Genomic DNA, 17,081 nt, shown 5'->3' with positions numbered 1-17,081 from the left:
GCATTGATGCCGCCCTCTCGTTGCGAAAGCTGCCAGAGCTGGATTAGAAATCCATGCCGCCCATGCCGCCCATGCCGCCGCCGCCCATGCCGCCAGGCATGCCGCCGCCAGCCGACTCCTTCTTCGGAGCCTCCGCGATCATGGCTTCGGTGGTGACCAGCAGGCCGGCGACCGAGGCCGCGTCCTGAAGAGCCGTACGGACAACCTTGACCGGATCGACGATACCCATGGCGATCATGTCGCCATACTCGCCGGTCTGGGCGTTGTAGCCGAAGGTCGCGCCCTTGTTCTCAAGGATCTTGCCGGCAACGATCGATGCTTCCGCACCGGCGTTGGCCGCGATCTGGCGGGCCGGAGCCTGCAGCGCACGACGCACGATGTTGATGCCGGCGGCCTGGTCGGCATTGACGCCGGTGGCCTTGATGTTGGCCGAAGCGCGCAGCAGCGCGACGCCACCACCAGCAACGATGCCTTCTTCGACGGCCGCGCGGGTCGCGTTGAGGGCGTCATCGACGCGGTCCTTCTTTTCCTTGACTTCGACTTCCGTCGCACCGCCGACGCGGATCACCGCAACGCCGCCGGCGAGCTTCGCCAGACGTTCCTGCAGCTTCTCCTTGTCGTAGTCCGAAGTGGTCTTTTCGATCTGCTGCTTGATCTGGGCAACGCGGCCCTGGATCTCGGCCTTCTTGCCGGCGCCGTCGACGATGGTGGTGTTCTCCTTGGAGATCGACACCTTCTTGGCGCGGCCGAGCATGTTGAGGCCGACGTTCTCGAGCTTGATGCCGAGGTCTTCCGAGATGACCTGGCCACCGGTGAGGATGGCGATGTCTTCCAGCATGGCCTTGCGGCGATCACCGAAGCCCGGCGCCTTGACGGCGGCGATCTTCAGGCCGCCACGCAGCTTGTTGACGACCAGCGTGGCCAGAGCCTCGCCTTCGACGTCTTCCGAGATGATGAGCAGCGGCTTCGAGGTCTGCACGACGGCTTCGAGAACCGGCAGCATGGCCTGGAGGTTGGACAGCTTCTTCTCGTGCAGGAGGATGTAGACGTCCTCGAGCTCGGCAACCATTTTGTCGGCGTTGGTGACGAAGTAGGGCGAGAGGTAGCCGCGGTCGAACTGCATGCCTTCGACGACTTCGAGTTCGGTCTCGGCGGTCTTGGCTTCCTCAACCGTGATGACGCCTTCGTTGCCGACCTTCTGCATCGCTTCCGCGATCATCTTGCCGACCGACTCGTCGCCATTGGCCGAGATCGTGCCGACCTGGGCAACTTCCTCGGAGGTCTTGATCTTCTTGGCAGCCTTGCCGAGCGCCGCGACGACTTCGACGACGGCCAGATCGATGCCGCGCTTCAGGTCCATCGGGTTCATGCCGGCGGCTACCGCCTTGTGGCCTTCCTGGACGATCGACTGTGCCAGAACGGTCGCGGTCGTGGTGCCGTCGCCGGCAATGTCGTTGGTCTTCGAAGCAACTTCGCGGACCATCTGCGCGCCCATGTTCTCGAACTTGTCTTCAAGCTCGATTTCCTTGGCGACGGTGACGCCGTCCTTGGTGATGCGCGGGGCGCCGAACGACTTGTCGATGACGACGTTGCGGCCCTTGGGGCCGAGCGTGACCTTCACCGCGTCGGCGAGGATGTTGACGCCGCGCAGCATGCGCTCGCGGGCATCACGGGAGAATTTTACGTCTTTGGCAGCCATTTTTAGCTCCTGGCAGGGGCTTTGATCGAGCCCGGGAATTCAGTTGACGGAAAGGCCTGGTATCAGCCGATGATGCCCATGATGTCGGATTCCTTCATGATCAGAAGGTCTTCGCCATTGAGCTTGACTTCGGTGCCCGACCACTTGCCGAACAGGATGCGGTCGCCGGCCTTGACGTCCAGCGGGACCAGCTTGCCAGCTTCGTCACGAGCGCCGGAGCCGACAGCGATGATCTCGCCTTCCTGCGGCTTTTCCTTTGCCGTGTCGGGGATGATGATCCCGCCAGCGGTCTTGGATTCGGATTCGACCCGGCGAACGACCACGCGGTCATGAAGCGGGCGGAACTTCGACTTTGCCATTTTTTCTTCCTCGATGAGAACGGTGAGAAACAGTTCCTCCATCCGGCGGCGCCGGACATATGAGTTAGCACTCACCAATGGAGAGTGCTAACGTGGCGCTGAAATAGGCTGACGGCTTTTGAGAGTCAAGGTGCGCGAAGGCCGCGATGCGAGCGAAATTTTTCTCATGCTACCGCACGATTTAACAAAGCCTGGGTTGCGCCTGCCCCGGCTCGAGTGCCGTCCTGCTATCTTCAGTGTCTTGGCGCCCGCAGCACCAACAGCGGGCATCGCTCGGCGAGCCCATAGCTCCCGGTCAAAGCGATGCGAACATCACCAAAGAACGCTTCCGCCTCGCTCGCCAATGCAGTCGCCGGCGCGAAGGTGTAGATGGCCGGCGAGTTCCGATAGACATCGATGGTGCCGATGGTGGGCAGGTCCCAGCCCGTGCGAGCCGAAAGCTCTTTGCGGTCAGGAAACAGTGCATCGAACCTTTCCGCGATCATCCTGACCGGAATGGCATGGTCGGGCGCATCGCCCGTCGCGGTCATTGCGACGCGCCATTTGAGTTCGTGGAAGGTCGAGACACCGCCCGACAGTGCAAGCGCCCGCACCGCCGCCGGATCGTCCGGTGTTTCGGGACCGGCAAAGAGACGCAGTCCCGCTCGGCCGCCGGTGCGCAGTACGCCGGCGATCGCCGCAAACAGCGCCCGGCGCGCGGTTGAAAGGCCGAGCGCCGACAGGCAGCCATCGCCGATCACCGCATCTATGCTTGCGTCCGACACCGGCAAGTCGAGCCAGTCGCCGTTGATTGCCTTTCGCAACGCGGTGTCGCCTGGCCAGATACCGGCGATCATGTCGGAGGATTCGTCGACGGCCATCATCGTCGTCCCGAGCCCGGCGAGTTCCGGCGTCACGCCGAGCAGAATGACGTGCGCCTTCGAAAGGTCGAGCTCACGCTCATAGGCCTCAACCGCTTCCGCTGGCGGCCGCAACGGTGGCCCGAGCAACTGCCAGTGCCCTCGAATGGCATTCCAATGGTCGGTCATCCACACCCCCAAGCCGGCATTGTATTTGCAGGCATAATGGAGGACGCTAATGAAGCCAAGCTCGGGGGGCGCATGACACGCATCGCGGTTATTACGCATGAGTTCGACAGGTTCGAACGCCGGCGTGGCCTGCTGTTTCGCCGCCGGAGCTCCTATATGCTTTTCGGTTTGCTGGAGGAACTGAAGCGACGCGGTCATTCCGTCCGCATAATCCCCGGAACGTCGGCAAAGCCGGAGGCCGACATCGCGGTGCTGCACGTCGATGCGACTGTGACGCCCCCCGAATATGTCGAATACGCACGCGCTTTTCCCTTCTGCCTGAACATCGGAGCCGCCGACATCTCCAAGCGACGCGTCAGTGGCGCGGTGATCGGCAAGGAGGACGACTGGCAAGGACCCGTCATCGTCAAGAGCAATCTCAACAATCTCGGGATGCGGGAGCAAGCGCTCAACCGGCGATCGCTGCGAGCCGGGAAGCCGAAGCCGTTTCCCGGCGTCGAGCTCATCGAGGGTTATCGCGTCTATGCATCCCTTTCGGATGTTGCGCCGGAGGTCTTCGATCGCAGCGATCTCGTCGTCGAAAAATTCATTCCCGAGCCGGAGGCGGACGGCTTTGGAGCCCGCTTCTGGATATTCTGCGGCGAGCGCGAGCGCTGCACCCGCCATGTCTCGCCGCAGAGCCTCGTCAAGGGAGACGACACGATCCGCCGTGAGCCGGTTCCGGTTCCCGACGAGCTTCGCACGTTGCGGCGCCGGCTTGGCTTTGACTACGGAAAGTTCGATTTCGTCATGCATGAGGGCAGGGCGGTGCTGCTTGATGCCAACAAGACGCCCGGTGGCGCCCGCAATCTTTCTGCGTTTCTCGCTGCCGGCAATGCCAATCTTGCCGAAGGCTTCGAAGCCCTAGTCCGCCAGGTCGCATAGCGGGCGTTCTGATGCTTGCGATGCCCGACACCTCTCATTCGCGGCAGCTTGCTGACGATCGCCACGGCTACAAAAACAGCCGCAGCTGGGTGTGAATGATAGACCGGTAATCCTCGATGGTCTGGCGGCTTTCCGCTTCGCCCTCGGCGAGCGCCAGGCGCACCACGCCGCCGGCGAGCTGGAAGATCAGCAGAACCATGCGTTCGAACTGCTCGCGCCTCTCGGGCTCGAGCAAGGCGATGACGTGGTCGCAGAACATTTTGGCTTGGTACCGGGTTTCCGCGATGTCGAGGTTCTTGAGCGCCTTGTCGGCCTGGATGGCGTTCTGCAGATCCTGGATGGCCGGATCGCCGGCGACACGGCTGAGATAATCATCGAGCAGCCGGTCAGCGGCCTCGATCACATCTTTCGCCTCGTGGATTTCGGCGATGATTGTCGTCAGCCGTGCCCGGCTGACCTCTGAAAACCGCTCATAGAGCATCGCCAGGATCGCCGATTTGTTGGGAAAATAGTGGTAGACGGTGGCGATTGGCCCGCCGGCCAGCATGCCGACCTCCTTCATGGTGACGGCGTCGATACCCTTTTCCCCGATCAGCCGCATGGTCGTCGACAGGATCGCGTCGATGCGCTCGCGGCTGCGTTCCTGCTTGGGCCTGCGCCTCGGCTCGGTCGCCATTCTCTTCAATTCCGTCATGCACCAATCTTTCGCACGGTTTTCAAATTCCGATTGACAAGAAATATGATCAAGTATCAGTTTCTGAAATACTGACAGGTTGTCAGCTTTTTTGCCGCACGGCAAGGACGTTGGGAGGCGCCTTTGGCTTCGACAGACACCGGCCATGCAGGCAGCGGCGACTGGCTGGTCGGCAATCCGACCGGCTGGCAGCTGGCGTCTGCCCTGTGGATCGGTTCGGTCGGCCTGCTCATCCTAGGCCTGCAGCCGGTGCTGCTCGGGGCCCTTTACACCGAGGGTCATGTCAGCGGCGATGAACTGGCGCTGGTCGCCACCGCCGAGATGATCGCCATTGCCGTCGGTTCGGCTGTCGTGGCGATGCTGCTTTCGGCGCACCACATGCGCTGGAAAAGTGCCGTCCTTCTGCTGCTGCTGGCGCTGGCCAATGTGTGGACGGCCTATGCCGCAACCGCCAACACGCTGATCGCGGCCCGCGCCCTGGCCGGGCTCGCCGAAGGCGGTCTGGTCGCGGTCGCCACCGAACTGATCGCCCGTTCGCGGCGCGCCGAGCGCATCGGCGGCTATTTCGTCACCATGCAGACGCTGGCGCAATGCGCGCTTGCCCTGCTGCTGGCGCTTTATGTCATTCCGGCCGCCGGGTCGGCGGGCGGCTTCATCGTTCTTGCCGTCGTCTGCGTCGTGTCGCTGGCGGTCGCCTTCACCGTACCCGGTGACTATGCCGACCTGCCCAAGGAAGAGAATTTGGCCAATGTGCTGACTGTTCCCTCGATGACCGCGCTGTTGTCGGTCTTCTGCTACTTCATGTTCTTCGGCGCGGTCTGGGCTTTTCTGGAGCCGCTTGGCGCGCAATACGGCATCGATGGCCGCACCGTTGGCCTGATCGTCTCGGCCAGCCTCGCGGTGCAGGTCCTGGGGGCGATGACGGCGACCGCGTTCGAGGCGCGCATCGATTATCGCCTTGCCATCGCGGCGATCGGCGTCGTCGCGCTTGTCAGTTCCCTGGTTCTTGCCAGTAGCCCCGGCCTGACGACGTTCTGGGTCGCTGCCCTGGCCATGGGCTTTATCCTGCTGTTCATCGTGCCCTACCAGATCCGTCTGGCGATCACCGCCGACGAGACGCGCACCACCGTGCTGCTGGTGCCGGCAGCCCAGCTTTTCGGCCTGGCGATCGGGCCGATCGCGGCGTCGCTGCTCATCGATGGCAAGGATTTCCGGCCGGTGCCGGAATTCGCCGCCGCCAGCGCGGTGGCCAGCGTGGCGCTGCTCGGTCTGTTCGTCCTTGTGTCGCGTCGCCGTCGTGCGGTTGCCTGAGCGGGGAGGTGGCATGTCAAACATTTGGAGCAACTGGTCGGGCTTTGTAAGCGCCGAGCCCAAGCTGATCGCCAGCCCCGGCGATGCCGGTGAGCTCGGTGATCTCGTCCGGACCGCGCCTGGCCCGGTGCGCGTCGCCGGCGCCGGTCATTCCTTCACGCCGCTGGTGAAATCGCGGGGCACGATCCTGTCCCTGGAGAGACTGGAAGGGCTGGTCTCGCACGATGCGCAAAAACATCAGGCGCGGGTGCGGGCAGGAACCCGGCTCGGCGCGCTGATGGGCATCCTGCAAGGTATTGGCCAGGGCCTGCCCAACATGGGCGATATCGACCGCCAGGCGATCGGCGGCGCGCTGGGCACCGCCACGCACGGCTCGGGACCGACGCTCGGCGCCTATCACACGCAGCTGGAGACGGTGCAGATCGTCGACGGGCTTGGCAAGGTCCGCGACTTCAAGCAGGCAGGGGATCAGGACATGATCCATGCCATCGGTGTCGCGCTCGGCGCTTTCGGCGTGCTCACCGAAGTGACGCTGAACAACATCGCGACCTACCGGTTGCGCCGCCGCAAATGGGTGCTGCCGATCACCGAGATGCTGCGCGATTTCGAGGCAATGATGGCCGCGCATCGCTCGGCCGAATTCTACTACATTCCGTTTTCCGGCTATGCGCAGTTCATCGCCAGCGATTTCAGCGACGCCGCACTCACCGCACGGCCGCCGGAAGAGGACGAGTCGGGTTTGAGGACACTGCGCAGGCTGCGCACCTCACTTGCCTGGCTGCCATCGCTGCGTGGCCGTCTGATCCTGGGCGCCATCGCCAAATTGCCGGCCGAGGACTACGTGCAGGACTGGCTCAACGTCTATGCCAGCGACCGGCAGACCAAGTTCAACGAGATGGAATATCATTTGCCGTTCGAGGAAGGGCCGAAGGCGCTGGCCGAGATCATCGAGCTGACCGAGAAGCGTTTTCCCGAGGTCTATTTCCCGATGGAGGTGCGCTCGGTCGCGCCGGACCAGTTCTGGCTTTCGCCATTCTACAACAGGCTGACCTGCTCCATCGCCATCCACCATGATGCAGCGAACGATCCGTTGCCGTTCATGCGGGCGGCAGAGCCGATCTTCCGCAGATATGGCGGCCGGCCGCATTGGGGCAAGATGCACAGCCTGAAAGCGGCGGATCTGAAAAAGCTCTACCCGCGCTGGGACGACGCCATGGCGGTGCGCCGCGACGTCGATCCGCAAAACCGCTTTGTCTCACCCTACATGGCCGGCCTGTTCGGCATCGAGCCCAGTCCTTTTGGCATCGAACGATGAGCGCCTATTTTTACGCCCTGTCGGACGCACTGAAGAGCGCCGGTATCTTCCAGCCCTGTCTGGTGCTCGATCTCGACCGACTGGACCGCAATATCGCCCTGGTGAAAGACAGGCTCGACCCCGGCCTTGCTGTGCGGTTGGTCGACAAATCGCTCGCCTGCCTGCCGCTGCTTGTGCATATCGGCAAGGCGCTCGGCAGTGAGCGCTTCATGACCTTTCACCCGCCGATCAGCGAGGCGGTGCTGAAGGCGTTCCCGGATGCCGATCTGCTGTATGGCAAGCCGATGCCGATCGGTGCGGCAAGGGCTGCGCTGGTGAAGGGTAATGTTGACTGGTCGCGTGTCTGCTGGCTGATCGACAGCGAGGAGAGACTGGCGGAATATGGCGCCCTCGCTGGCGAACTCGGCATCGGCCTGCGCATCGCTTTCGAGATCGATGTCGGGCTGCATCGCGGCGGGTTCGCCAATCCTGAGGCCTTGTCGAAGGCGTTGAGCGCGTTGCCGGCCCGGCTGCATTGCGAAGGCGTCATGGCCTACGAGGCGCATGCGCCGCTCATTCCCGGCCTTTTCGGCGGACCGGCAAAGGCATTGGCCAAGGCGTCGGCGCAGGCCTCGGCGTTCGTCGCCTGTCTCGGCGCCGACCAGCGCCGTATCCTGAACATCGGCGGCAGCAAGACCGCGCTGCTTCATCATGGCGGCATGGCCAACGAGGTCTCGATGGGCTCGGCCTTCGTGCTGCCCAGTGATTTCGATACGCCAGGCCTCGACGGCTTCCAGCCGGCGGCCTTCATCGCCACGCCGATCTTGAAAATGGTCGAGCCGATGCTGCCTGGCCCGCCGGCCGTCACCCGCCTGCTGCAGGCGCTCGGCCGCTTCCCGCGCAAGGGCTGCTATCTCTATGGCGGCAAGTGGATGGCCGAGCCCGTCTTCCCCGAAGGCATGAAGGCGAATGGGCTGCTCGGCCTGTCCTCCAACCAGCAATTCATGGGCTTGCCCGCCGACGCGACCGTAAAACCCGGCGACTACGCGTTTCTAAGGCCGACGCAGAGCGAAGCCGTGCTGCAGCAGTTCGGGTCGATCGCGGTGTTTTCCGGCGGCGGGATAGTCGATCGCTGGCCGGCGCTGCCGATGGCCTGACCGACTACGCCTTCACCGGTATCCAGATCTCCAGCCCGCCATTGCCGCTGCGTGGGTCGAACTCAGGGCCGTAGCGTTCGAATTCCGGCGCATCCGATATCTCGTGGCCGGAAGCCGGCAGCCATTTGTTCCAGATCGTATTGACCGTGCGGCGGATGGTCGAGATGTGTTCGCGGTGGGCAAAGACCGCATATTTCTGCGCCGGCACCCGCACCCGGCTGAATTCCCTCGGCAGGTCGGAAAAATCAGACACTTCGACGCCGGCGATGTAGTCGAAATTGCCGGCATCGTCGCCGTTGACGCAGACGCCATAGTCGACATCGCCGGTCTCGCCCGGAATGTTGCCGATATAGGGGCCGAAGCGCTGCCATTGCATCGGAATGGCGGCGCTGGTTTCGCAGCTGTAGCGTTCGCCGAGGCCGGCGATCAGGAACGGCCGGCTGGTCTCGAAACGCGGTGGTTCGAGATTGGTGAGGAAGGACTGGTCCATCAGGATCGGCTCCACGAGGTCGAGCTTGTCGAGTGTGCCTTGCGCGCGCACCAGTTCCGGCGTGGTGCCGAACTGATCGCGGAAGGCACGGGTGAACGCCTCATGCGAGTTGTAGCCGGCGTCGAGCGCGACGGAGAGAATGTCGGGCGCCCCGCCGGCCAGCTTGCGCGCCGCCTCGGTGAGCCGGCGTGAGCGCATGTAGCCCATCACCGAGCGGCCCGTGGCAGCGCCGAAAGCCCGCGTCACATGAAAACGCGACACGCCGCTGCTTTGCGCGATATCGTCAAGCGAGATCGCCTCCGGCAGATGACTTTCAACGAACCACAGCGCTTTCTCGGTCGGGTTCATTTTGCTCCTCGCATTGGCCAGATCATCCTGCCGTTTCCTGGCGCGGCCAGTTTGATCGAAATTGCGCATCCCGCGCAATCGAACCGATCCCGTCACAGTCGCACACCGATATGGCACAGCGGTCGAGCGCCCCTTGCCGCCGACGAGCCAAATTCGGCAGGCTTCGCTTGACAGCGCCAGGCGGCATCCTCTAAATGCGTAATGTTATTACATATCGAGAGCGTGAAATGCATGTTTCCCCTAGCCGGTCCACCACTCCGTCCGAGAAATCCATTGCGAAGCGATTGGGGGAAATCTACGCTGAAGCGGTGATGGTCCCCGAGTCGAAAGGCGAGGGGTGAAAAGGGAACACGGTGAGATCCCCAGGGGTCGAGGCCGTGGCTGCCCCCGCAACTGTAAGCGGCGAGCAAAATCCGTGAATGCCACTGGCCGGCAAGGCTGGGAAGGCAGGATGGCGCAACGACCCGCGAGCCAGGAGACCTGCCATCACTGAGTTGACCGGACGGGGTGTGCCGGGAGGAAACGCGAATCCCGGTCTTGTCGGCCGCTTCGCCAGCTTCCTTCCGTCGCCAGTTTTGGAAAGTGACGGAAAGTTGGACGGCTCTATCGATCATCGCATCATCGTGTGCACGCTTTGCCATCCCGGCAATCTGGCGGGCAGCCGATGACCGTAGCGCTTCTCGAAGCACATGACCTCTGCGCCATGGCCAATGGGCGGGATCTGGTCCAGGCGGTCAGCTTCTCGGTGGCCGCTGGCGATCGCCTAGCCATCATCGGTCCCAACGGCGCGGGCAAGACGACGCTGCTGCGCATGCTGTCGGGCATGCTGCGGCCGAGCTCCGGCGAGGTGAACCTCGGCGGGCGCCGGCTGGGCGGGATTTCCGCCGCCGAGCGGGCGCTGCATATCGCCGTTGTCGGCCAGACCGACCAGCCCGATCCGCGGCTGGCGGTGATCGACTATATCGAGCTGGGCCGGGTCCCGCACGCTCGGCTACGGCGCAGGAGCGAGGAGCGTGACATTGTCGTCGATGCGCTGCGCCGGACCGGCCTGCTGCCGCTGCTTGGCCGCACCATCGGCTCGCTGTCGGGCGGCGAGCGCCAGCGCGCCCAACTGGCCCGCGCCATCGCCCAGCAGCCAAAGATCCTGTTCCTCGACGAGCCGACCAACCATCTCGACCCGCGCGCCCGCGGCGAACTGCTCGACCTCGTGGCAGGTTTCGAGATGACGGTGATCGCGGTGCTGCACGATCTGGCGCTGGTGGCACCGTTCGCCACCAGGGTGGCGGTGATGAACCATGCCCGTCTGCAAGCGCTCGCCGCACCGCGCGAAGCGCTGACCCAAAAGCTGATTCGCGAAATTTTCGGCATCGATGTGCTGCGTCTGCGCCATCCGACCGAAGACCGCGAACTGACGGTGTTCGATGTTCCGAACCGTGCCGCGCCGCCATCCTGATTGAAGCCGTCCCATATCGATCATCCCGTCCACAGGAGCAAACCCTTGAAACGCCTTGCTTTTTCGCTTGCCTTCTCGCTGCTGGCCTCGACAGCCCTGGCCTTCCCGGTAACTGTCGACAGCTGCGGCAAGCCGCTGACCTTCGATGCGCCACCGAAGCGCGCCGTCATCCAGGATCTCAACATGGCCGAGATGGCTTTCGCGCTGAAACTGCAGCCGTCGATCGTCGGCCTGACCGGCATCACAGGATGGTACAAGGTGGGTCCCGAATTCGAGGCCGAGCAGGGTTCGATCCCGGAACTGGCGCCGAAATATCCGACGCTCGAAAACCTCGTCGCGGTCGAGCCCGATTTTTTCTTCGCCGGCTGGTATTATGGCATGAAGCCGGGTGGTGAAGTGACGCCCGACACGCTTGCTCCGCACGGCATCAAGACGCTGGTGCTGACGGAAAGCTGCGTCCATCTCGACAAGAGCCGCCCCGCCGCCTCGATGGACCTACTCTATGGCGACGTCGAGAAACTGGGCAAGATCTTCGGCAAGGAGGCCGAAGCTGAGAAGCTTGTCTCCGGCTGGAAGACGCGGCTCGCCGACATCACCGCCAAGGTCGGCGACGCCAAGGGAACGCGGGTCTTCCTCTATGATTCCGGCGAGGACAAGCCGTTCACCGCAGGCAAATTCGCCATCCCCAGCGCCATGATATCAGCCGCTGGCGGCGACAACATTATGGCCGACATGGACACCAGTTGGGGCAATACGGACTGGGAAACGGTGGCGTCGCGCAATCCGCAATTCCTCATCCTGCTCGATTACCAGGATGGCGGTGGCTACAGGAAACTGCTCGATTTCCTGAAGGCGCATCCGGCGATGAAGGAGACGGACGCGGTCAAGAACGAGCGCTTCGTCGCCCTGCGCTATGCCGAACTGACGCCGGGCCCGGCCAACATCGAAGCGATCGACAAGATCGCCAAGGCCATGCATCCGGAAGCGTTTTGATGCCTGTGGCCCAAAAGTGCGCAGCGGTCTTGGGGCAACGACATGCATGAACAAAAGATCCTGGAAGTGCGTCGCACGCGTCCTGACAGACACGACGCATTTCCAGGCTTGCGCCATACGGCATTTGCACTGGCCATGCTGGCGGGGGCGGCGGCGATCGCCGCTCTCGCTCTGCTGTCGATCGCCTACGGCTCGACGCTGATCCCGCTGACCGATGTTGTTGCCGCGCTTGGCCGCGCAGTCGGCTTCAGCGGGCACGACGTGGCCGGGCCGGTCGGCAAGATCGTCGTCGACCTGCGGCTGCCGCGCACGATCCTGGCCATCTGCGTCGGGGCCGGTCTCGGCGTCGTCGGTGCGCTGCTGCAGACGGTGACCCGCAACGACCTTGCCGACCCGTTCCTGTTCGGCCTGTCGTCGGGCGCCGCCGCGGGTGCGGTTTCCGTCATCACCGTCTTCGGCGACAGTTTCGGCATCTGGACATTGCCGGTCGCGGCCTTCACCGGCGGCATATTGGCTGCCGGCGTCGTGCTGCTGCTGGTTGCGCGGGTGAGGGGGCAAGGCCCGGAGCGGCTGATCCTTGCCGGCCTTGCCGTGTCCTTCATGTTCACCGCCTTGACCAACTATCTTGTCTTTGCCGGCGATCAGCGCGCCGCCCACTCCGTGCTGTTCTGGACCATGGGCGGCCTTGGCCTGGCGCGCTGGGATAATATCTGGCTGGGCGCGCTGGGAGCAGGCACCATTCTGGCTTACGCGCTGTGGAACCACCGCCGGCTCGATGCTTTCCTGGCCGGCGAAAACGCCGCCGAAAGCCTGGGCGTGCCGGTGGCGCGGATGCGAAGGATGACCTTTCTCGTCGCCGCCTTCTCGACGGCGATCCTGGTCTCGGTCGCCGGCGTCATCGGCTTCGTCGGGCTGATGATCCCGCATCTGTCGCGGCCGCTGGCGGGCCCCTTGCACCTGCGCCTGGTTGCCAGCTGCGCCGTCTTCGGCGCCGTGCTGTTGCTGGCCAGCGATCTTCTGGCCCGAACGCTGCTGCCGCCGCAGGAACTGCCGATCGGCATCATCACCAGCTCGGTCGGCGCGTTCTTCGTCGTCACCATGCTGATCCGCAACCGGCTTTGAGTGCGGCCTGGGTCAGGGCCGCGATTACTCTCCCGAAATGCCCAGTTGCACCCGTTGCTTTGGGCGCTTCGACTGGAACAGGGCAAGCAAAAAAACGCCGGCCTGAACGACGACGATCGTCGGGCCGGTGGCTGCGTCGATGTGATAGCTGAGGATCGTTCCCACGACGCTCGACCCGATGGCGGCCGCGGCAGCAATGGCGAGCATGCGCTCAAAGCTCTTCGTCAAAAGAAAGCCGATCGCTCCCGGCGCGATCAGCATGGCGATGACAAGGATGATCCCGACAGCCTTCAGCGAGGCCACGATGGTCAACGCGAGCAGCGTCAGCAGCCCGAAATGCAGCAGGTTGACGGGCAGGCCGATCGCGCGCGCATGGGCCGGATCGAAACAATAAAGCAGCAGATCCTTGCGTTTTGCCAGAACGATGAGGATCGCCGGCACGACGATGACCGCCGCCTCGATCACGTCGCGCCACTGGACGCCGAGCATGTTGCCGAACAGGATATGATTGAGATGCTGGTCGGTCTCGACTTTGACGAACAGCACCAGGCCAAACGCGAACATGCCTGAGAAGACGATGCCCATGACTGCGTCCTCCTTGATCCGGCTTTGCTGCTTGAGGTAGCCCGTCGCCAGCGCGCAGCCAAGTCCTGCCACGAAGGCGCCGAAGGCAAGCGGGATCCCGGCGATATAGGCGAGCACGATACCCGGAAGCACGGCATGCGAAACGGCGTCGCCCATCAGCGACCAGCCCTTCAGGACGAGATAGCAGGACAACACCGCGCAAATGGCGCCGACCAGAACGGCGACGGCGAGACCGCGACGCATGAATTCGTGGCTGAGCGGTTCGGCGATCCAGGACCAGATCGTCATCATGACGCGACCTGCGATGCGGCACGTGCCGCCCGGCGTGCGGCGAGCCGCCCATGTTTGGGTGCGAAGACGAAGGCAATCAGAAAGACCACGGTCTGCAGCACCACGATCAGTCCGCCAGTCGCGCCATCGAGAAAGAAGCTGAGATAGGCGCCAACCGCGCTCGTCGCCGCGCCGATCGCCATCGCGAGCAGGATCATGACGCCGAACCGATCGGTAAGCAGATAGGCGGTGGCGCCAGGCGTTACCACCATCGCGATCACGAGGATCGCGCCGACGGTCTGGAGCGCGGCGACGATGCAGGCGCTGAGCAGCACGAAGAACAGGACCCGCAGCCGCCACGGATTCAGGCCGACGCCGCGCGCATGGTTCTCGTCGAAGAACACCAGCATCATATCCTTCCATCGAAGCCCCAGTACAGCCAGCGAAATCGCTGCGATGAGGATGACCTGGGTTACATCCTCGTCGGAGATTGCGAGGATGTTGCCGAGTACGATGGACTGGATGTTTACGGAGGTCGGACTGATCGACGCAATCAGCAGCCCGCCAGCGAACAGCGTTGTAAAGACAAGGCCGATCACGGCGTCCTCGCGAAGTTGCGTCACGCGCCGCACCAAGGTGATGCCGAGTGCGGCGATGAGGCCGGAGGCGAATGCGCCGGCGGCATAGGGAAGGGCCAGCATGTAGGCGGCCGCAACGCCCGGCACCACCGAGTGGGCAAGCGCGTCGCCCATCAGGGCCCAGCCCTTTAGTATGAGATAGCAGGACAGGAACGCGCAGACCATGCCGACCAGGGCGCTGACCCAGATGGCCTTGGCCATGTAGTTGTAGGTGAAGGGTTCCAGCAGGATGTCGATCACGGGGCTGGCGATCCGCTGTCGGGCTTCATCATCTTCTCTTGATCCCGCTCGCCGTAAAGCACCAGAGGACGCTCGTCATCGGTCAGCACGGTCAGGTGGCGAGCGTCGGGGTCGTCATGAAGATCGGCGCCGCCGAGGCGCAGATGCCTCAGCACGCCGCCAAAAGCTTTCGCAAGATTGGCTTGCGTAAACGTTGTCTCTGTTGGTCCGAAGGCCAGCACCGTCTTGTTGAAGATGACGACATGGTCGCAGAAATTGACGATGCTGCCGAGATTGTGCGTCGACACCAACATCAGCTTGCCGTCGTCGCGCATCGACCGAAGGAGATCGATGATCGCTGCTTCGGTCTGAACGTCGACCCCGGTGAACGGCTCGTCGAGCAGGATGATTTCGCCGCCCTGCGCCAGAGCGCGCGCCAGGAACACACGCTTCTTCTGGCCGCCGCTCAGTTCGCCGATCTGGCGCTTGCGAAAATCGGTCATGCCGACCCGTTCCAGTGCCGCGTCGACCGCCATGCGATCGGCTCTGCCTGGGATACGCAGAAAATTCATGTGGCCGTAGCGGCCCATCATGACGACATCTTCCACCAGCACCGGAAAGTTCCAGTCGACATCCTCGCTCTGCGGCACATACGCGACTAGGCCGCGCTTCAGCGCTGCGTGGACGGGCAATCCGGCGATAAGCACTGTTCCGGTCGACGGCGTCAGGAAGCCCATCAGCGCCTTGAACAGCGTCGATTTGCCGGAGCCGTTGACGCCGACCAGCGCGCAGATGGTGGAGGCGCCGAGCCTGAAAGAGGCGGAGTGTACGGCCGTGACCCCGCTTGAATAGCTGACGGTGACGTCGTCCACGTCGATGGAGGCAACGACCCGGCCGCTACCGGTCGATGTTCGATCATGGCTGCTGTCCGGAGCGAGCGCGGTGCGAACCCCGGTCACCCGCCGAACCCCTGGACGATCGTCTCGACGGTGGTTTCGAGAAGCTTCAGATAGGTCGGAACCAGGCCGTCTTCCTCGCTCAGCGAATCGACGTAGAGAACGCCTCCATAGGTGGCTCCGGTTTCGCGCGCGACTTGCTTGGCCGCCTTGTCGGAAATGGTGCTTTCGCTGAACACCACCGGAATCTTGTTCTCGCGCACCAGGTCGATCAGCTTGCGCGCCTGTTGCGGGGTGCCTTGCTGGTCGGCGTTGATCGGCCACAGATAGGCTTCGCGCAGGTCGAAGTCGCGTGCCAGGTAGCTGAAAGCGCCTTCGCTTGTAACCAGCCAGCGTTGGTCCGTTGGGATCGCCGACAGGCGCTTGCGCATGGGCTCGTCGATTGCCTTGATCTTTTCCGAATAGGCGGCGGCATTGGCGGCATAGACCGGGGCGTTTGCCGGATCCGCCTTGGACAGCGCCTTGCGGATGTTCTCGACATAGATGAGGGCGTTCTTCGGCGACATCCACGCATGCGGATTGGGCTTGCCTTCGTAAGGTCCCTCCTTGATCCCCATCGGCTCTATGCCCTCCGTGACGACGGCACTCGGCACGTTCTTCACGTTGTCGAAGAATTTCTCGAACCAGCGTTCGAGGTTCATGCCGTTCCAGAGCACGAGGTCGGCCGATTGCGCCCTCACCACGTCGAGCGGCGTCGGCTGATAATCGTGGATTTCAGCGCCGGGCTTGGTCACCGACTCTACGATTGCCGCGGTCCCGGCCACGTTTTGCGCGATATCCTGGATGATCGTGAACGTCGTCACGACGCGCAGAACCTTCCCTGCCGCAGGCCGGGTCTCCTGTGCCATGACCGGAACGAGGCTCGCCATCGTCGCAAAACCGATGGCCACAAGGCCGCCAAGCGCCCGCTGCATCGTCCTGCGGGTTGGGGAAGCAGAAACAGTCATCGGATGCCTTTCGACTGGAGTTGATCGTCGCCCATGCGCTAGTCACGTCATGCTAATGCAAGTGATTTGCATCTAATATTGCAGTTGCAACTGATTTGCAAGTAGCTAATTGCAGTCGCGTGGCAACGCGGCTAAGTATGACGGATGAAAGCGGACAACGACCTTTTCGAGCGATTCCGGAGCAATTTGAAAGCCGCCGGTGTCCGGATGACCGAACAACGCAAGGTGATCTTGCGGCTGCTGGCGGATGCGCACGACCATCCGGACGCGAACGAATTGTATTCTCGTGCCCACCAGATCGACGGCAGCATTTCCTTGTCGACCGTCTACCGGACGTTGCGGCTCCTAGAGGAGAAAGGCGCCATCCAGCGTCATGCCTTCGACGAGGGCCGCGCCCGGTTCGAAAACGCGGACCGTGAACATCACGACCATCTCATCGACCTCGACACCGGTCAGGTGATCGAGTTCCGTTCCGACAAAATCGAGAAACTGCAGGCCGAGATAGCGTCGGAGCTTGGCTTCGAGATCGTCCGCCACAAGCTGGAACTGTATGTCAGGAAACGCGATAAATAGCGGGGTTTCTGGTCGTCACCA

The 17,081-nt window shown here is 63.1% G+C and carries 17 protein-coding genes and 1 riboswitch; of the genes, 8 read left to right on the top strand and 9 right to left on the bottom strand.

The genetic code is table 11. The features are described 5' to 3' along the window. Nucleotides 1-43: 43 nt before the first annotated feature. From groL to EOA19_RS22230, 3 genes are all read right to left on the bottom strand, one after another. Nucleotides 44-1,699 (bottom strand): chaperonin GroEL, encoded by a 1,656-nt coding sequence (groL, locus tag EOA19_RS22240; protein WP_128304813.1) that lies wholly within the window; start codon nt 1,697-1,699, stop codon nt 44-46. A gap of 62 nt (nt 1,700-1,761) precedes the next feature. Next, nucleotides 1,762-2,058 carry a co-chaperone GroES gene (gene groES, locus EOA19_RS22235; protein ID WP_006203049.1) on the bottom strand — a complete coding sequence of 99 codons (297 nt, stop codon included), beginning with the start codon at nt 2,056-2,058 and terminating at the stop codon, nt 1,762-1,764. Between the two features lie 233 nt (nt 2,059-2,291). After that, nucleotides 2,292-3,086 (bottom strand): class I SAM-dependent methyltransferase, encoded by a 795-nt coding sequence (locus EOA19_RS22230; RefSeq protein ID WP_128304812.1) that lies wholly within the window; start codon nt 3,084-3,086, stop codon nt 2,292-2,294. Between the two features lie 72 nt (nt 3,087-3,158). Between EOA19_RS22230 and EOA19_RS22225 the strand changes: the two genes are divergently transcribed. Then, the gene (locus EOA19_RS22225; protein ID WP_128304811.1) at nt 3,159-4,010 is read left to right on the top strand and encodes a hypothetical protein; all 852 of its coding nucleotides are present in this window, start codon (nt 3,159-3,161) and stop codon (nt 4,008-4,010) included. A 67-nt stretch (nt 4,011-4,077) separates the two neighbouring features. Here the strand turns inward: EOA19_RS22225 and EOA19_RS22220 are convergent, their stop codons facing one another. Then, a complete protein-coding gene (locus EOA19_RS22220) occupies nt 4,078-4,704 on the bottom strand; it encodes a TetR/AcrR family transcriptional regulator (protein ID WP_164892997.1) in 627 nt (208 codons plus the stop codon). A 123-nt stretch (nt 4,705-4,827) separates the two neighbouring features. Between EOA19_RS22220 and EOA19_RS22215 the strand changes: the two genes are divergently transcribed. Genes EOA19_RS22215 through EOA19_RS22205 form a run of 3 tightly spaced genes read left to right on the top strand, consistent with a single transcriptional unit; the run spans nt 4,828 to nt 8,466 of the window. Then, entirely contained in the window at nt 4,828-6,015 is a 1,188-nt protein-coding gene (locus EOA19_RS22215) for an MFS transporter (RefSeq protein ID WP_128304810.1), read from the top strand. A gap of 13 nt (nt 6,016-6,028) precedes the next feature. Beyond that, the gene (locus EOA19_RS22210) at nt 6,029-7,330 is read left to right on the top strand and encodes a D-arabinono-1,4-lactone oxidase (RefSeq protein ID WP_128304809.1); all 1,302 of its coding nucleotides are present in this window, start codon (nt 6,029-6,031) and stop codon (nt 7,328-7,330) included. Beyond that, nucleotides 7,327-8,466: a DSD1 family PLP-dependent enzyme gene (locus EOA19_RS22205; RefSeq protein ID WP_128304808.1), complete on the top strand. Its 1,140-nt coding sequence runs from the start codon at nt 7,327-7,329 to the stop codon at nt 8,464-8,466. Before EOA19_RS22210 ends, EOA19_RS22205 begins: the two co-directional genes overlap by 4 nt. A 4-nt stretch (nt 8,467-8,470) precedes the next feature. Here the strand turns inward: EOA19_RS22205 and EOA19_RS22200 are convergent, their stop codons facing one another. Then, on the bottom strand, nt 8,471-9,304 hold the full coding sequence (locus tag EOA19_RS22200) for an AraC family transcriptional regulator (protein WP_128304807.1): 834 nt from the start codon (nt 9,302-9,304) through the stop codon (nt 8,471-8,473). A gap of 295 nt (nt 9,305-9,599) precedes the next feature. Then, a riboswitch (cobalamin riboswitch) is annotated at nt 9,600-9,807 on the top strand. 161 nt (nt 9,808-9,968) lie between these two features. On the opposite strand from EOA19_RS22200, the gene EOA19_RS22195 reads away from it, so the two are divergent. The 3 genes from EOA19_RS22195 (at nt 9,969) to EOA19_RS22185 (ending at nt 12,872) form a co-directional block, all read left to right on the top strand. Beyond that, nucleotides 9,969-10,757, top strand: a complete 789-nt coding sequence (locus tag EOA19_RS22195; RefSeq protein WP_128304806.1) for an ABC transporter ATP-binding protein — start codon at nt 9,969-9,971, stop codon at nt 10,755-10,757. Between the two features lie 45 nt (nt 10,758-10,802). Further along, nucleotides 10,803-11,750 carry an ABC transporter substrate-binding protein gene (locus tag EOA19_RS22190; protein WP_128304805.1) on the top strand — a complete coding sequence of 316 codons (948 nt, stop codon included), beginning with the start codon at nt 10,803-10,805 and terminating at the stop codon, nt 11,748-11,750. A 135-nt stretch (nt 11,751-11,885) separates the two neighbouring features. Continuing rightward, a complete protein-coding gene (locus EOA19_RS22185; RefSeq protein WP_128304815.1) occupies nt 11,886-12,872 on the top strand; it encodes an iron ABC transporter permease in 987 nt (328 codons plus the stop codon). 24 nt (nt 12,873-12,896) lie between these two features. On the opposite strand, the gene EOA19_RS22180 is transcribed toward EOA19_RS22185, so the two are convergent. The 4 genes from EOA19_RS22180 to EOA19_RS22165 all read right to left on the bottom strand — a co-directional run bounded on the left by EOA19_RS22180 (nt 12,897) and on the right by EOA19_RS22165 (nt 16,409). Continuing rightward, entirely contained in the window at nt 12,897-13,748 is an 852-nt protein-coding gene (locus EOA19_RS22180; protein ID WP_128304804.1) for a metal ABC transporter permease, read from the bottom strand. Then, nucleotides 13,745-14,605 (bottom strand): metal ABC transporter permease, encoded by an 861-nt coding sequence (locus EOA19_RS22175; protein WP_128304803.1) that lies wholly within the window; start codon nt 14,603-14,605, stop codon nt 13,745-13,747. Before EOA19_RS22175 ends, EOA19_RS22180 begins: the two co-directional genes overlap by 4 nt. Next, nucleotides 14,602-15,462 (bottom strand): manganese/iron ABC transporter ATP-binding protein, encoded by an 861-nt coding sequence (locus EOA19_RS22170; RefSeq protein WP_023813519.1) that lies wholly within the window; start codon nt 15,460-15,462, stop codon nt 14,602-14,604. Before EOA19_RS22170 ends, EOA19_RS22175 begins: the two co-directional genes overlap by 4 nt. 77 nt (nt 15,463-15,539) lie before the next feature. Next, entirely contained in the window at nt 15,540-16,409 is an 870-nt protein-coding gene (locus EOA19_RS22165; RefSeq protein ID WP_206638092.1) for a metal ABC transporter substrate-binding protein, read from the bottom strand. Nucleotides 16,410-16,631: 222 nt separating this feature from the next. Between EOA19_RS22165 and EOA19_RS22160 the strand changes: the two genes are divergently transcribed. Then, entirely contained in the window at nt 16,632-17,060 is a 429-nt protein-coding gene (locus tag EOA19_RS22160) for a Fur family transcriptional regulator (RefSeq protein ID WP_128304801.1), read from the top strand. Nucleotides 17,061-17,081 lie beyond the last annotated feature (21 nt).

The organism is Mesorhizobium sp. M7A.F.Ca.US.010.02.1.1, from assembly GCF_004023085.1.
Classification (GTDB): Bacteria; Pseudomonadota; Alphaproteobacteria; order Rhizobiales; family Rhizobiaceae; genus Mesorhizobium.
This window is presented reverse-complemented; position numbering and strand designations above follow the sequence as displayed.

Coding starts and splice junctions, on each gene's coding strand:
- groL (WP_128304813.1), bottom strand. CDS start 1,699: ATGGCTGCCAAAGACGTAAAATTCTCCCGTGATGCCCGCGAGCGCATG.
- groES (WP_006203049.1), bottom strand. CDS start 2,058: ATGGCAAAGTCGAAGTTCCGCCCGCTTCATGACCGCGTGGTCGTTCGC.
- EOA19_RS22230 (WP_128304812.1), bottom strand. CDS start 3,086: ATGACCGACCATTGGAATGCCATTCGAGGGCACTGGCAGTTGCTCGGG.
- EOA19_RS22225 (WP_128304811.1), top strand. CDS start 3,159: ATGACACGCATCGCGGTTATTACGCATGAGTTCGACAGGTTCGAACGC.
- EOA19_RS22220 (WP_164892997.1), bottom strand. CDS start 4,704: ATGACGGAATTGAAGAGAATGGCGACCGAGCCGAGGCGCAGGCCCAAG.
- EOA19_RS22210 (WP_128304809.1), top strand. CDS start 6,029: ATGTCAAACATTTGGAGCAACTGGTCGGGCTTTGTAAGCGCCGAGCCC.
- EOA19_RS22205 (WP_128304808.1), top strand. CDS start 7,327: ATGAGCGCCTATTTTTACGCCCTGTCGGACGCACTGAAGAGCGCCGGT.
- EOA19_RS22200 (WP_128304807.1), bottom strand. CDS start 9,304: ATGAACCCGACCGAGAAAGCGCTGTGGTTCGTTGAAAGTCATCTGCCG.
- EOA19_RS22195 (WP_128304806.1), top strand. CDS start 9,969: ATGACCGTAGCGCTTCTCGAAGCACATGACCTCTGCGCCATGGCCAAT.
- EOA19_RS22185 (WP_128304815.1), top strand. CDS start 11,886: ATGCTGGCGGGGGCGGCGGCGATCGCCGCTCTCGCTCTGCTGTCGATC.
- EOA19_RS22180 (WP_128304804.1), bottom strand. CDS start 13,748: ATGATGACGATCTGGTCCTGGATCGCCGAACCGCTCAGCCACGAATTC.
- EOA19_RS22165 (WP_206638092.1), bottom strand. CDS start 16,409: ATGGCGAGCCTCGTTCCGGTCATGGCACAGGAGACCCGGCCTGCGGCA.
- EOA19_RS22160 (WP_128304801.1), top strand. CDS start 16,632: ATGAAAGCGGACAACGACCTTTTCGAGCGATTCCGGAGCAATTTGAAA.